Source organism: Herminiimonas sp. CN, assembly GCF_000622895.1.
Lineage (GTDB): Bacteria > Pseudomonadota > Gammaproteobacteria > Burkholderiales > Burkholderiaceae_D > AVCC01.
The window spans coordinates 17,354-30,238 of the sequence record NZ_AVCC01000038.1 but is presented as its reverse complement, the minus strand read 5'-3'; the positions used below and the strand labels follow the sequence as shown (position 1 = coordinate 30,238).

Here is a 12,885-nt window from a genome sequence, read left to right as displayed (position 1 = left end):
AATACGTATTCTGCGGTTTTTTACATTACGGGATTCACATCCCGCGACAAACAATTCAGTGCAGCGGATGGGAGCGGAATGCGTCGCCGGCCTCGCCATCATCGTCCTCGTCATGGTGGCCATGCGCGCCATGCACGTGCTCATGCGCAATTTCCTCCTCGGTAGCGACGCGCACTTCCTTGACGCTGAGCCAAAACCGCAGCGCCATGCCGGCCAGCGGATGATTGCCGTCCAGCACCACTTTATCGTCGGTAATGTCGGTCACGGTAAAAATCACGCCACTATCGTCCCCATCACTTTCTTCCGGCGTGCCTTCGAACTGCATTCCGACTTCCAGCGGCGTCGGCAAGTGGTGGCGCGGCTCGACCTTGACCAGTTCCGCATCGTATTCACCGAAGGCATCGTCCGGTTCAACCTGGATTGTGGCCTCGAAGCCAGCCTCCTTGCCCTCCAGCGCTTCCTCGATCTTGGGCAGGGTATTCTCGTAGCCGCCATGCAGATACACCATCGGCTCGCGGCCTTCCTCGATCAGATTGCCTTGCGCATCTGACAGTTTGTAGACCACGGTCACCACCGTATTTTTGGCAATCTTCATGTTCAATCCTCTCTTTTGTTAATCGGCCAGATTATACCTGCCAAGCCACTTGACTATAATACGCGCATGAAAAAACTCACTCTTCTGGGCGGATTGACGCCGGCACAATTCTTCCGTGATTACTGGCATAAAAAGCCGCTGCTGATCCGGCAAGCGATTCCCGGCTTCACGCCGCTGCTATCGCGCCAGGAACTGTTCGCGCTGGCGCAGCAGCACGATGTCGAATCCCGGCTGCTGACCCATTTCGATGGCCAATACAAGTTGGAAAACGGCCCGATTGCTGCGGTTCCGGACATTCGCCGGAAAAACTGGACGCTGCTGGTGCAAAGCGTCAATCTGCATCATGCCGCCGCCGATGCGCTGCTGCGCCAATTCCGCTTCATACCCGATGCGCGCCTGGACGACCTGATGATCAGCTACGCCAGCGACGGCGGCGGCGTCGGCCCGCATTTCGATTCCTACGACGTGTTTCTGCTGCAAGCGCACGGCCAGCGCCGCTGGCGCATCGGCGCCCAAAACGACCTCGCCATCATCGACGGCTTGCCGCTGAAGATCCTGCGCGATTTTCAGCCGGAACAAGAGTTCGTGCTGGAACCGGGCGACATGCTGTACCTGCCGCCCCATTACGCCCATGACGGCGTCGCGCTCGGCGAATGCATGACCTACTCGATCGGATTCCGGGCTCCGGCCTATCAGGAACTGGGCGAGGCATTCCTGCAATTCATGGCCGATTCGATCGACCTGCCCGGAAGATACGCGGACCCGGACCTGAAGCCGACCGCGCATCCGGCCGAAATCAGCCGCGCGATGCTGGCGCGCGTTTCGGAGGAATTGATCAAGGTCCAGTTCACCGAAGACGACATGGCGCTGTTTCTGGGCGGCTACCTGTCGGAGCCGAAGGCCTGCGTCACCTTCACGCCGCCGGCACGCCCGCTGTCTGCGGAAAAATTCATCCAGGCAGCCGTCAAGCGCGGCATAATGCTGTCCCGCAAAACCCAGATGCTGTATCGCGGTAAACATATTTTCATCAATGGCGAATCCTTCTCTGCCGCCCGCACCGACAAGGCCACACTCGACCTGCTGGCAGACAATCGCGCACTCGACGGCAAGGACGTGGCCACTGCCTCGATTGACGTGCAGGAAGCACTGCATCTGTGGTATCAGGATGGCTGGCTGAGTCTAGCATAACAATATTATATTGATAACGAGCAACAATCGCCCATTACGCCAACCCGCTTCCGGCACCTCCAGCCGCCTGATTTTACGCTGGCATATGTTGCGATATTACAAAAAATAACAGTAGCACTTATAGCAGAACTCTAGAAAAATCGCTATAATTGATGGTTGGTAAGGTTATGAGTATCGCAGTGCATACAAAAAATGCATATTCGAACAACAACCAACCTATTGAGCGATAATTACCGGTAATTATTCATCGCAATAAATATGTCATTAATTCAACTTAAGGAATACTCATGAAAAATCACTCTTGTTGGCAGCAATGTTGGCTATCGTTTTGGCTGGTTGCGGCAAAAAAGAAGAAGCCGCTCCTGCTGCACCAGCTGCTGAAGCTGCTCCTGCCGCACCAGCTGCTGAAGCTGCTCCTGCCGCACCAGCTGCGCCAGCTGCTGAAGCCGCTCCTGCCGCACCAGCTGCTGAAGCCGCTCCTGCCGCACCAGCTGCGCCAGCTGCTGAAGCTCCAGCCAAGTAATCGTCAGATTGCCTGAAAAAGCCAGCCGGCCGGCTGGCTTTTTTGCATTTGAAATAGATTTTTTATGCTGCAGAAAAAACACCCTGAATCCCATTGCGCAGGCACAAAAATCAATCCTGCGACAAGTCGATCCAGTCGAATCCCTGCTCTTGGCAGGCCACCGTCAGCTCGGCCTGATGTCCATCCAGACCCTGCATCAAGGCTGTCAAGGCGAGTGCAGGGGTATTGTTTTGCATGCTGAGATGCCCTCCTATTAGCCGCTTCAGGTGCGACTTGTCGATCTCTCGCAGAATTTCGGATGCGGCCTCATTGGAAAGATGCCCGTAAGCGCCGCCAATACGTTTTTTAAGCGAATACGGATAAGCGGAATTGGCCAGCATCGTCCGATCATGATTGCACTCCATCAAGAGCGCATCGCATTTGCCCAGGGCCTGCACCAGATGCGGCGTCGACTGGCCGGCATCGGTCAGCACGCCAAACGAGGATTTTCCATCGGTTGCGACATACTGCAGCGGTTCGCGCGCATCGTGCGGCACTGTATAAGGCGACAGGCACAAGTCGCCGATGGCGAAACGGTCGCCATCGCGGCAAAAATGCAACTCGACGCCATCACACTTGTGCAGCACCGCCTGATATGTGCCGTAACTGAGCCAGACCGGGATCCGATGACGGCGCGCCAGCGTGAATACGCCGCCGACATGATCCTGATGCTCATGGGTGACCACGATGCCGGACAGGTCGCCCGGCGCCATGCCCAGTCGCAGCAACCTGCGTTCGGCCTCGCGCAGGCCAAAACCGCAATCGAGCATCACCGTGGTGCGCGTAACGCCCGATGCGGCGCTGATCAGCAGCGCATTGCCATCGCTGCCGCTGCCGAGACTGGAAAATCTCAAAATACAAGTACAGCGATATTCGCCACCTTCAACGCCCTAAGCAGCCGCTATTTACTTCAATTGCTCGTTCAGCAAAGACAGGATTTTGCCGGCAGCCGATGAGGTGTCTGCAAGCCCTTTGTCGTCCTGCACGGTGATCTGGCTGGTCGCGGCAACGCCCTTGACCGCCACGCGATAACGCTGCGCTTTCTTGGCCTTGTCAGAGGAACTGGAGGAGAATATGCGAGAAAAGAAACCTTTCTCGCCGGCAGTCTTGTTGTTGGCGTCCAGATCTTGATCGACGTAACGGACAAAATACAGGCCCTGACTGCGATCCCGGTCTTCCACCGTAAAGCCGACCCGGTCCAGAGCGAGGCCGACCCGGCGCCAGGCCCGGTCAAAGTTTTCGTCAACTTCGACATAAGCGCCATTGGCGCCGCCTGCCTTGACGATCCGGGCGCGCGACTGCTCCGGTGCGGCGTTCGCCACCATCACCTTGGCACGCTCCGTCTCGACTCCGAAACGCGCCATCAAACGCGACAAAAATTCGGCTTCAAGCTCAGGGTCGGCAGGGCGCGGCGTCCATACCGTGGTTTCCTTGTTGCTGCCGGTAAGCACTTCCTGCGCGCCGCGATGGCTGATGTAAATTTCGGTGGTGCCGTCGGCAGCGCGCTCCAGGCGCGTCCTGAACTTATCGCGTTCGCCGGTGGAGTACAGCGAATCCAGAACCTTGCCCAGCGTGTTGCGGATGATGTCCTGCGGAATTTTCGCCCGATTTTCTGCCCAGTCGGTTTCCATCACGCCGGTTTCAGGGGATTCGGAATTGATCAGAAAACCCGCTTCCTGCCAGAAATCCTTGATTTGCGGCCACAGCACTTCCGGCGCCTGCTTGATGACCAGCCAACGCTGATCGCCCGCACGTTCGATACGCATGTCGAGGGCCGCCTTGGGGGCTACCGCTGCGGCCGCAGCGGCTGGGCGCTGGACATTTTGTTGCAAGTTGAAGCCGGAAGCGGTTGCCGTCCCACGGTTATTAACGTCGGGAATCGCATAGCGATTGTCACGCTGCAATTGCGTCAGATCCGGTGGGATTTCCAGCGAAGGTGCCGATGCCTTGCCCGCACTCTTGTAATCGATCTTATCAGAGTCAAGCATGGATCCGATCGAACTACAGCCGGTCAGTCCGATCAGAACCAGGCCAAAAACAAGGCCACGCTGGGCAAGATTGCATGGATCCATCTGAGTGTTCTTGCGAATAGTCATATCGTTATGGAATGAAAAAGCGATGTTCGGCAGCCGGAACAATGCAGTCTGTCCGGCTGGATGAAAAAGTCGGCAATTACTGGATGACGCCCGACTCGCGCAAGGCGGCCCGCACCGTATCCTGATACTGCGCGGACATCGGCACCAGCGGCAGGCGGATGCCGGCCGGGATCAAGCCCATTTCAGTCAGCGCCCACTTGACCGGCAGCGGATTGGGCTCGATGAAGAGCTTGTTATGCAGCGGCAGCAAGCGATTGTTGATTGCGACAGCCTGCGCCACATTGCCAGCCATGGCCGCCATGCACAGTTCATGCATCGCGCGCGGCGCCACGTTGGCGGTGACCGAGATATTGCCTTTGCCGCCGCACAGCATCAGCGCCATGGCGGTCGGATCGTCGCCCGAATATACCGCAAAGGATGCGGGCGCCAGACGGATCAAATCGGTGCCGCGGCCGATGTTGCCGGTCGCATCCTTGACCCCGATGATGCCTGGCACCTGGGCTAGCCGCAGAATGGTGTCGTTATGCATGTCGGCCACGGTGCGACCCGGAACGTTATACAGAATCACCGGCAAATCGACCGATTCGGCGATTTTCTTGAAGTGCTGATACATGCCTTCCTGGGTGGGCCGATTGTAGTACGGCACCACCAGCAGCGACGCGTCGGCGCCGACATCCTTGGCATAACGGGTCAGCGTGATGGCTTCCGAGGTGGAATTGCCGCCGGTGCCGGCAATGATCGGAATGCGCTTGCTGGTATGTTCGACCGCGACCCTGATCAGCTCGCAGTGCTCTTCCACCGAGACCGTCGGCGATTCGCCGGTAGTGCCGACGATCACGATGCCGTCGGTGCCTTCCGCAATGTGCCAGTCTATCAATTTGCGCAAGCCAGGCAGATCGAGGCTGCCGTCTGCGTGCATGGGAGTGACGATTGCTACTATGCTGCCCTTGATCATAGAAAGTCTTCAGTACGTTGGGATGTAAAGGATTAATTGTAGCGGATAGCCCGCGCCCGTGGTGCAGTGTTGCGCGCAATATGCTGTCAAAACAAACGCGGCTGGCCCGCCGGGAAGCCGGTTGCATTCCTGATCGCGCATATCCGCTGCACCATCGCAGGCTTCGGCGTTCCGATGTAGCCCTCTTCAAATGCCAGCACATGCATGCTGGCGGCATGCTGCCCGAGCAGGTCGAGCAACTCGCCGCGCTTCAGCAAGAAATCCGGATTGGATGGTTTGCCATACAGCGCGTTGCCGCTGGCGAAAGTTTCATACAGCAGCACTCCGCCCTCTGCCAGGCTGCCCAAAATGTGCGGAAACAAGGGCCGATGCAGGTAATTGGTGACCACGATCGCGGCAAAGTGCCGGGGTTCGAAAGGCCACACCGCGCCATCGGCTTCCAGATCGACTTGCGTGGTAACAATGCCAGGCCCGGCTGCCCGCTCCAGCGCAGCCGGGTCGCGGTCCGCCGCCAGCACCGGATGTCCCAAAGCTGCCAGCAGGCGCGCATGGCGGCCGCCGCCGCACGCCAGATCCAGCACCGGCCCCGGCGGAATCAGCGCCGCGAAGCGCTGCACCCAGGCGGAAGGCGCGTCCTGATTGGCATGCAAGGCAGCGGGCGCGCTCATGGCCTTAGTTATAACTCAAGCCCATCGCCTCGCGCACGTCGCGCATGGTTTCCTGCGCCAGCTTGCGCGCTTTGTCGCAGCCGTCGGCGATGATCGCGCGCACCAGCGAAGGGTCGTCGAGGTATTGCTGGGCCCGTTCGCGCATCGGCTCCTGTTCTTTCAGCACCGCGTCGATCACCGGTTGCTTGCATTCGATGCAGCCGATGCCAGCCGTGGTGCAACCCTTGACCACCCATTCCCTGGTAGCGGAGTCGGAATAGACCTTGTGCAACTGCCAGACCGGGCATTTTTCCGGATCGCCCGGATCGGTGCGGCGCACCCGCGCCGGATCGGTCGGCATCGTGCGGATTTTCCGGGTGACCGAGTCCTTGTCCTCGCGCAGCGCAATCGCATTGCCGTAACTCTTCGACATCTTCTGCCCATCCAGCCCCGGCAGGCGCGAGGCTTCGGTCAGACGCGCCTGCGGCTCGACCAGAATCAGCTTGCGGCTGCCTTCCAGGTAGCCGAACAGCCGCTCGCGGTCGATCATCGACAGGTTTTGCGCATCGTCGAGCATCGCCTTGGCTTGCTCCAAGGCGTCTTCCTTGCCCTGCTGCTGGAATTCGGTGCGCAATTCGTTATACAGCTTGGCGCGCTTGCTGCCGAGCTTCTTGACTGCTTCCTGCGCCTTTTCCTCGAAGCCTTTTTCCTTGCCGTACAGATGATTGAAACGGCGCGCGATTTCACGCGTGATCTCGACGTGCGGCACCTGGTCTTCGCCGACCGGGACCTGAGTGGCGCGATAAATCAGCACGTCGGCTGCCATCAGCAGCGGATAACCGAGGAAGCCGTAAGTGGTCAAGTCTTTGTGCGACAGCTTTTCGATCTGATCCTTGTAAGTCGGCACCCGCTCCAGCCAGCCCAGCGGCGTGGCCATCGACAGCAGCAAGTGCAATTCCGCATGCTCCGGCACTTTCGACTGGATAAACAAGGTCGCTTCGGACGGATCGACGCCGGCCGCCAGCCAGTCGATCAGCATGTCCCAGGTGCTGGCCTCTATTGTCGAAGGATCGTCGTAGTTGGTGGTCAATGCATGCCAGTCGGCGACAAAAAACAGGCACGGCATTTCGGCCTGCATTTTGATCCAGTTTTTCAGGGCGCCATGATAATGGCCAAGGTGCAGGGCGCCGGTGGGGCGCATGCCGGAAACAACGCGATCAGGGTACATGGTCAGTCGCTCAGTTCAAAAGAAAGTTCAGGGGAGAAACGATTAATGCCAATACGGCATTGGCAAGCATCATCACCGGCACCAGCCAATATTGCAATACATGCAGAAACATCAGCGCCAGCAGGATAAAAAAACCATACGGCTCAAGCTGGGCGAATTTATACGCATATTTATACGGCAGCAGGCTGGTAACGATGCGCCCGCCGTCCAGCGGCGGCAGCGGAAACAGGTTGAAAGCAAATATCACCAGATTGACCAGCACGCCGGCTTGCGCCATGCGCATGAAAAAAACTTCATTGGCCTGCAGCGCCGTCAGCACTATGCCGAAGACCATCCACAGCAGCGCCATGAACAGATTGGCCGCCGGACCGGCCAGCGCGACCCAGGCCATTTGCTTCTTCGGATTGCGCAGCCGTGAAAAATCGACCGGAACCGGTTTCGCATAACCAAACAGAAACGCGCCGCCGGTGGCGAAATACAGCATGATCGGAATCAGGATGGTGCCGAAAGGGTCGATGTGCTTGACCGGGTTGAGGCTCATGCGCCCTTGCTGGTACGCGGTCATGTCGCCGAAATACTTGGCGGCATACGCATGCGCGGCTTCATGCAGGGTGATGGCGAATAATACCGGTAGCGCATATACCGCGACGGTTTGGATCATGTCATTCATGGCGGGATTTTATCAGAGGGGATGGGCCGAACCGGTTTGCAGCAATCGCAGAACGCGCGTCGCGCGCAGTCAACACCGGACCGGATGCATTTTACATTTCCGTCATATTTAGAATATGACGGAGTATAGTGAAAAATACGATGATTACCGCATATAAATATTGCGGTGCTGGAAAATACCTATCCCGACTATATTAAATGCTCCGACGCCGTCACAAACCGAATAACGCGGCGTCGCCGCGCCCCTGGCGCACCAGCACCGGCTCGCCGCCGACCAGATCGATCACCGTGGTCGGCTCAAAGCTGCAGGCGCCGCCATCGACGATCAGTTCGATCTGCTTGTCCAGCAGGTCGCGAATCTGCTCCGGATCGGTCAGCGGATCGTCCTGCCCCGGCAGGATCAGGGTGGTGCCCAGCAGGGGCTGGCCCAATTCTTCCAGCAAGGCTTGCGCGATGCGGTTTTCCGGCACCCGCAGGCCGATGGTCTTGCGCGACGGGTGGCTCAGGCGGCGCGGCACTTCCTTGGTGGCCTCCAGGATTACCGTGTAAGCGCCGGGCGTGGCCGCCTTGAGCATGCGAAACTGCGCATTGTCAACCCGTGCGTAGACCGCGATTTCGCTCAAATCGCGGCACAGCAGGGTCAGCAGGTGCTTGTCGTCGACGCCACGGATGCGCCGCATGCGCTCGACCGCCCGCTTGTCGTCGAGATGGCAGACCAGCGCGTAGCAGGAATCGGTCGGCAAGGCGACGATGCCGCCGGCGTGGATGATCTGGGCGGCCTGCTTAAGCAGGCGCGGTTGCGGGTTGTCTGGATGCAGCTGAAAGAATTGGCTCATGGCGGAAAATGAAAACGACGGTAGCGTAATGTCTGCCGTCGTTATGCAAGCTTAAGAAAGACTACCGATCTATCTGACGCCGCGCAATGCGGCCAGAGCCGCAATACGCGCTTCAATCGGCGGATGGGTCGAAAACAGCGCGGCAAAGCCGGGCTTGTCGCTGATCCCGGATGCCGCCATCGATTTCGGCAACTCGCCCGGCTCGATGCCGCCCAGGCGGGCCAGCGCATGCACCATCGGCTCGGTACGGCCCAGCAGTTGCGCGGAGCCGGCATCGGCGCGGAATTCGCGCTGGCGCGAAAACCAGGCCACGATGATCGACGCCAGCAAGCCGAACACCAGTTCGCAGACGAACACCGTCGCCATGTAGCCGATGCCGGGGCCGCGCTCGTCGTTATTGTTGCGAAACACCGCCTTGTCGATCGCGTAGCCGACCACCCGCGCCAGGAACACCACGAAGGTGTTGACCACGCCCTGGATCAGCGTCATGGTCACCATGTCGCCGTTGGCGACGTGGGCGATTTCATGGCCGATGACGGCTTCGACTTCTTCCTTGGTCATGCTTTCCAGCAGGCCGGTGGAAACCGCAACCAGCGCCGCATTCTTGAAGGCGCCGGTGGCAAAGGCATTGGCCGCCCCTTCGAACACCGCCACTTCCGGCGTGCTGATGCCGGCCTTTTCGGACAGGCGGCGCACGGTGTCGACCAGCCACAGCTCGGTCGACGAAGAAGGCGCATCGATGACGCGCGCGCCGGTCGACCATTTCGCCATCGGCTTGCTGATCAGCAGCGAAAAGATCGCGCCGGTGAAACCGACCACCAGCGAAAACACCATCAGGCTGCTCAGATTCAGACCGCTGCCGCTCAGGTAGCGATTCACGCCCAGCGCCGACAAGACGACCGACATCACCAGCATCACTGCCAGGTTGGTGGCGAGGAACAGGACAATACGTTTCATTCAAGGCCTTTTATCGATAGGAATGGAAATAAGTTACCCTGAAGATAAGGCTGGCGCGGGCAAATTTCAAGGGGCAGGCCGCGGTGGCCTGCCCCTTCCCGCCCCTTCTGATGCAAGGATCGGCTAGACCCAGTCATGCCAGACCGGCGTCACGCCGCTTGGCAACGGCGGCAATGTGCCCAGATCGACGCGCGACTCGTGCGGCCCGTGAAAGTCAGACCCGCGCGAAGCCAGGAAGCCGTAATCCTTCGCCACCTTGGCGTACACCGGATACTGGTCGATCGTATGGCTGCCGGTGACAACCTCGATGGCGGTGCCGCCCAGCTGTTTGAATTCATCCAGGAAGGCGCCGAACGCCACCACGCCATACTTGTAGCGCCCCGGATGCGCAACCACTGCGGTGCCGCCGGCGCCGCGGATCCAGCCGATCGCCTCTTTTAGCGTGGCCCACTTGTGCGGCATGTAACCGGGCTTGCCTTCCGACAGGTAATGGCGAAACACTGCGTGCATGTCGGGCTGAAGGCCCAGTTCGATGATATAGCGGGCGAAATGGGTGCGCGAAATCAGATCGGGATTGCCGACATACTTGAGCGCGCCCTGATACGCATCGGCAATACCATGCTCTGCCAGTTGCGCGGCGATTGCGCGCGCACGCTGCTCGCGCCCGCCGCGGGTCGCCTGCAAGCCTTGCAGCAACGCGCTATTGGTTTCGTCGATCCGCAGGCCGACGATATGCACCGTCTGCGCGGCCCAGGTGACGGAAATCTCCACACCGGCCACAAAACGCAGCCCGTTCTCGGCCGCAGCCGCCCTGGCCCGGGCAACGCCATCGACTTCATCGTGGTCGGTCAGCGCCCACACGTCGACGCCGTTCTGCCTGGCGCGCGCAGCCAGCGCCTCGGGCGTCAGAACGCCGTCGGAAACGTTGGAATGGCAATGGAGATCGACGTTAAGCATGGGAACGGCAGTGCGGTAGGAAAAAATTTATTGTACTCCGCTTGCACCCCGCATGCTGCAAGTGCACATTTTTCGCTATCCCGGCAAAAAATCTTCCACCAGGCTTGCCAGAAGCTGCGGCTGATCGTGGTGCAGCATGTGGCCGGCATCGCCGATCAGTGCAGTGGTGACATTCTTGATGAAGCCGATGCGGCGATCGATCTCGATCCTGGCCTGCTGTTTCGTGCCCATCCACTTCCAGATATCGGTGTCGCTGGCTTCGACCCACAGCACCGGCGCGGCAATGCCCTGCCAGCAAGCCATAATCTCCTCGACCTGGTATAGCAGCGGGCCGGTCATCTTGTGCGCCGGATCAGCGAGAAGTTCCCAACGGCCTTCGGCATTTTCGGTCGCCCAGTGCGCCGCCAGGAAGGCTGCCCGCGTATCGCTCAGGCGCGGATTGGTCTTTTGCAGCCGCGCGGCAACCGCCGCCTGGCTCGGGTAACTCCGCAGCACTGGCTTCTGGCGCAATTCATCGAGCCACAGCGCGTAGCGCCCGGGTGCCTGCCCGGGATACGTCACCGGCAAGCCGAAGCCCTCCAGATTAATCAGCCGGGCGACGCGCCCCGGCCGCACCCCGGCATAAATGCCGGCCACGTTGCCGCCCATGCTGTGCCCGAGCAGATTGACTGCCTGCTGCGGCGCATAGTGATCCAATAATGCATCCAGATCGGCCAGGTAATCGGGAAACCAGTAGCTATCGACGCCAATTGATCGGGTCAGGCCGAAACCGCGCAAATCAGGCGCAATCACATGCCAGTCCCGCTGCAGGCAATCGACCATAAACTGGAATGAGGCCGAGACATCCATCCAGCCATGCAGCATGATCAGTTTCGGCGCGTCCTGATCGCCCCAGTGGCGCACATGATATTGCAGGCCGCGCAGCGTGATGAATTCGGCACGGGATTGTTTGGTGATGTCCATGAACATAGCTGTATATGCCTGTGTTTTTGATTGCGGCCATTTATAGCACGACCGTTCAAAATTATACCGGAAATAAAATACATGCTCGATTTCAAGGCCGCAGCAAGCAATTACGCCCTCGCTCTGAAATCAACTGTGCAGCAGGCGCGCCAGATTGAACGAGGAACGCCGGCCCAGGCTGTCGAAATGCTGCTGCAGCCAGACCTCGGCCTGGCTTCTGCCCTCGTCGCGCAGCGCATGGATGAAGCCCGGCTGGACATTGAGCTTGCTGTGGATATTCAGCCGGCTCATCATTTCCTGGGCGTCGATCAGATGCAGATTCAGTTTTTTCAGGCGGCGCTCGAGCCGGCCGAACGACAGCCAGCCGCGCTGCGCTTCCCGCTTGGCCAGCGCCAGGCCCTGCAACTCGGTAAAGAAGGTCGAACTGAAACCCATTTCGGTCAGGCGGTGCGCTATTTCATCGGCTGTGACCGGAATTTCCGGACGCGGATACGGATGCAGCAGGATCACCATCACATCGTGCGCCGAGCACCGGTGCAGCAACGGGAACAGCGGCGGATTCGCGGTCAGGCCGCCGTCCCAGTACGATTCGCCGTCGATCACGACCGCGCGGTGGATGGTCGGCAGGCAGGCCGACGCCAGCAGCGTATCGACGCTGAGCTGCTTGTTGCGAAACAGTGTCAGCGTGCCGCTGCTGACATGGGTGGCGGCGATGAACAGCCTGAGCTTGCATGCGGCCCGAATGCGCTCGAAATCGATCTGCGCCGCCAGGATGTCGCGCAACGGATTGATGTCGAAGGGGTTCAGCTGGTACGGCGAGAAATAGCGCGCCATCGACAGCAGCGCCTTGAACAGCGGCAGCGGCTGCGATTGGGCGCCGATATCGAGCGGGAACGCGTTATCGTCCGGCAGCAGGCTGAACGGCGACTTGCCGGCCACGCACTCCCAGAAATCCTGCAGCGCCTGGCGTGCGCCGTCGCGCCCGCCGACCGTATGGCCGTGCGCCAGCGCGACGGCATTCATCGCCCCGGCGCTGGCGCCGCTGATGCCGTCGATATCGATCCGGCCGTCTTCCAGCAGGCGGTCCAGCACGCCCCAGGTAAAGGCGCCGTGCGAGCCGCCGCCCTGCAACGCCAAACTCACGATTTTTCTTTTCACGATGTTACCTCCGACTGTTGCCGCACCAAAACGATGCGGAAGCACGGGTTAACGGAATTGCAATGGAGTGGTAT

The 12,885-nt window shown here is 59.6% G+C and carries 14 protein-coding genes; 2 read left to right on the top strand and 12 right to left on the bottom strand.

Annotated elements, in window-relative coordinates:
• Nucleotides 1–55: 55 nt before the first annotated feature.
• Nucleotides 56–595 carry a peptidylprolyl isomerase gene (locus HMCN_RS0109905; RefSeq protein WP_025917242.1) on the bottom strand — a complete coding sequence of 180 codons (540 nt, stop codon included), beginning with the start codon at nt 593–595 and terminating at the stop codon, nt 56–58.
• 66 nt (nt 596–661) lie between these two features.
• On the opposite strand from HMCN_RS0109905, the gene HMCN_RS0109900 reads away from it, so the two are divergent.
• Together HMCN_RS0109900 and HMCN_RS19565 are read left to right on the top strand one after the other, a co-directional pair.
• A complete protein-coding gene (locus HMCN_RS0109900) occupies nt 662–1,783 on the top strand; it encodes a cupin domain-containing protein (protein WP_025917241.1) in 1,122 nt (373 codons plus the stop codon).
• 287 nt (nt 1,784–2,070) lie between these two features.
• Nucleotides 2,071–2,322 carry a hypothetical protein gene (locus HMCN_RS19565; RefSeq protein WP_025917240.1) on the top strand — a complete coding sequence of 84 codons (252 nt, stop codon included), beginning with the start codon at nt 2,071–2,073 and terminating at the stop codon, nt 2,320–2,322.
• A gap of 94 nt (nt 2,323–2,416) precedes the next feature.
• Here HMCN_RS19565 and HMCN_RS0109890 read toward each other — a convergent pair whose 3' ends face one another.
• From HMCN_RS0109890 to HMCN_RS0109840, 11 genes are all read right to left on the bottom strand, one after another.
• Nucleotides 2,417–3,199, bottom strand: a complete 783-nt coding sequence (locus HMCN_RS0109890; protein ID WP_025917239.1) for an MBL fold metallo-hydrolase — start codon at nt 3,197–3,199, stop codon at nt 2,417–2,419.
• Nucleotides 3,200–3,250: 51 nt separating this feature from the next.
• A complete protein-coding gene (bamC, locus tag HMCN_RS0109885) occupies nt 3,251–4,441 on the bottom strand; it encodes an outer membrane protein assembly factor BamC (RefSeq protein WP_025917238.1) in 1,191 nt (396 codons plus the stop codon).
• Nucleotides 4,442–4,517: 76 nt separating this feature from the next.
• Nucleotides 4,518–5,396, bottom strand: coding sequence for a 4-hydroxy-tetrahydrodipicolinate synthase (dapA, locus tag HMCN_RS0109880; RefSeq protein WP_025917237.1), 879 nt, complete (start codon nt 5,394–5,396; stop codon nt 4,518–4,520).
• Between the two features lie 86 nt (nt 5,397–5,482).
• Nucleotides 5,483–6,064, bottom strand: a complete 582-nt coding sequence (locus HMCN_RS0109875) for a bifunctional 2-polyprenyl-6-hydroxyphenol methylase/3-demethylubiquinol 3-O-methyltransferase UbiG (RefSeq protein ID WP_025917236.1) — start codon at nt 6,062–6,064, stop codon at nt 5,483–5,485.
• 4 nt (nt 6,065–6,068) lie between these two features.
• Nucleotides 6,069–7,271, bottom strand: coding sequence for a tryptophan--tRNA ligase (locus HMCN_RS0109870; RefSeq protein ID WP_025917235.1), 1,203 nt, complete (start codon nt 7,269–7,271; stop codon nt 6,069–6,071).
• A 10-nt stretch (nt 7,272–7,281) separates the two neighbouring features.
• The gene (locus HMCN_RS0109865; protein ID WP_025917234.1) at nt 7,282–7,941 is read right to left on the bottom strand and encodes a site-2 protease family protein; all 660 of its coding nucleotides are present in this window, start codon (nt 7,939–7,941) and stop codon (nt 7,282–7,284) included.
• 211 nt (nt 7,942–8,152) lie between these two features.
• A complete protein-coding gene (locus tag HMCN_RS0109860; protein WP_025917233.1) occupies nt 8,153–8,776 on the bottom strand; it encodes an L-threonylcarbamoyladenylate synthase in 624 nt (207 codons plus the stop codon).
• A gap of 69 nt (nt 8,777–8,845) precedes the next feature.
• Nucleotides 8,846–9,733: a protease HtpX gene (gene htpX, locus HMCN_RS0109855; RefSeq protein ID WP_025917232.1), complete on the bottom strand. Its 888-nt coding sequence runs from the start codon at nt 9,731–9,733 to the stop codon at nt 8,846–8,848.
• A gap of 123 nt (nt 9,734–9,856) precedes the next feature.
• Nucleotides 9,857–10,690: a 3',5'-nucleoside bisphosphate phosphatase gene (locus HMCN_RS0109850; protein ID WP_025917231.1), complete on the bottom strand. Its 834-nt coding sequence runs from the start codon at nt 10,688–10,690 to the stop codon at nt 9,857–9,859.
• 75 nt (nt 10,691–10,765) lie between these two features.
• The gene (locus tag HMCN_RS0109845) at nt 10,766–11,653 is read right to left on the bottom strand and encodes an alpha/beta fold hydrolase (protein ID WP_025917230.1); all 888 of its coding nucleotides are present in this window, start codon (nt 11,651–11,653) and stop codon (nt 10,766–10,768) included.
• Between the two features lie 129 nt (nt 11,654–11,782).
• Entirely contained in the window at nt 11,783–12,811 is a 1,029-nt protein-coding gene (locus tag HMCN_RS0109840) for a patatin-like phospholipase family protein (protein WP_025917229.1), read from the bottom strand.
• Nucleotides 12,812–12,885: the final 74 nt, after the last annotated feature.

Excerpts from the sequence above, each read along its gene's own strand:
- dapA (WP_025917237.1), bottom strand. The coding sequence starts at position 5,396 with ATGATCAAGGGCAGCATAGTAGCAATCGTCACTCCCATGCACGCAGAC.
- HMCN_RS0109845 (WP_025917230.1), bottom strand. The coding sequence starts at position 11,653 with ATGGACATCACCAAACAATCCCGTGCCGAATTCATCACGCTGCGCGGC.
- HMCN_RS0109850 (WP_025917231.1), bottom strand. The coding sequence starts at position 10,690 with ATGCTTAACGTCGATCTCCATTGCCATTCCAACGTTTCCGACGGCGTT.
- HMCN_RS0109900 (WP_025917241.1), top strand. The coding sequence starts at position 662 with ATGAAAAAACTCACTCTTCTGGGCGGATTGACGCCGGCACAATTCTTC.
- HMCN_RS0109860 (WP_025917233.1), bottom strand. The coding sequence starts at position 8,776 with ATGAGCCAATTCTTTCAGCTGCATCCAGACAACCCGCAACCGCGCCTG.
- HMCN_RS0109870 (WP_025917235.1), bottom strand. The coding sequence starts at position 7,271 with ATGTACCCTGATCGCGTTGTTTCCGGCATGCGCCCCACCGGCGCCCTG.
- HMCN_RS0109875 (WP_025917236.1), bottom strand. The coding sequence starts at position 6,064 with ATGAGCGCGCCCGCTGCCTTGCATGCCAATCAGGACGCGCCTTCCGCC.
- bamC (WP_025917238.1), bottom strand. The coding sequence starts at position 4,441 with ATGACTATTCGCAAGAACACTCAGATGGATCCATGCAATCTTGCCCAG.
- htpX (WP_025917232.1), bottom strand. The coding sequence starts at position 9,733 with ATGAAACGTATTGTCCTGTTCCTCGCCACCAACCTGGCAGTGATGCTG.
- HMCN_RS0109905 (WP_025917242.1), bottom strand. The coding sequence starts at position 595 with ATGAAGATTGCCAAAAATACGGTGGTGACCGTGGTCTACAAACTGTCA.
- HMCN_RS0109865 (WP_025917234.1), bottom strand. The coding sequence starts at position 7,941 with ATGAATGACATGATCCAAACCGTCGCGGTATATGCGCTACCGGTATTA.
- HMCN_RS19565 (WP_025917240.1), top strand. The coding sequence starts at position 2,071 with ATGAAAAATCACTCTTGTTGGCAGCAATGTTGGCTATCGTTTTGGCTG.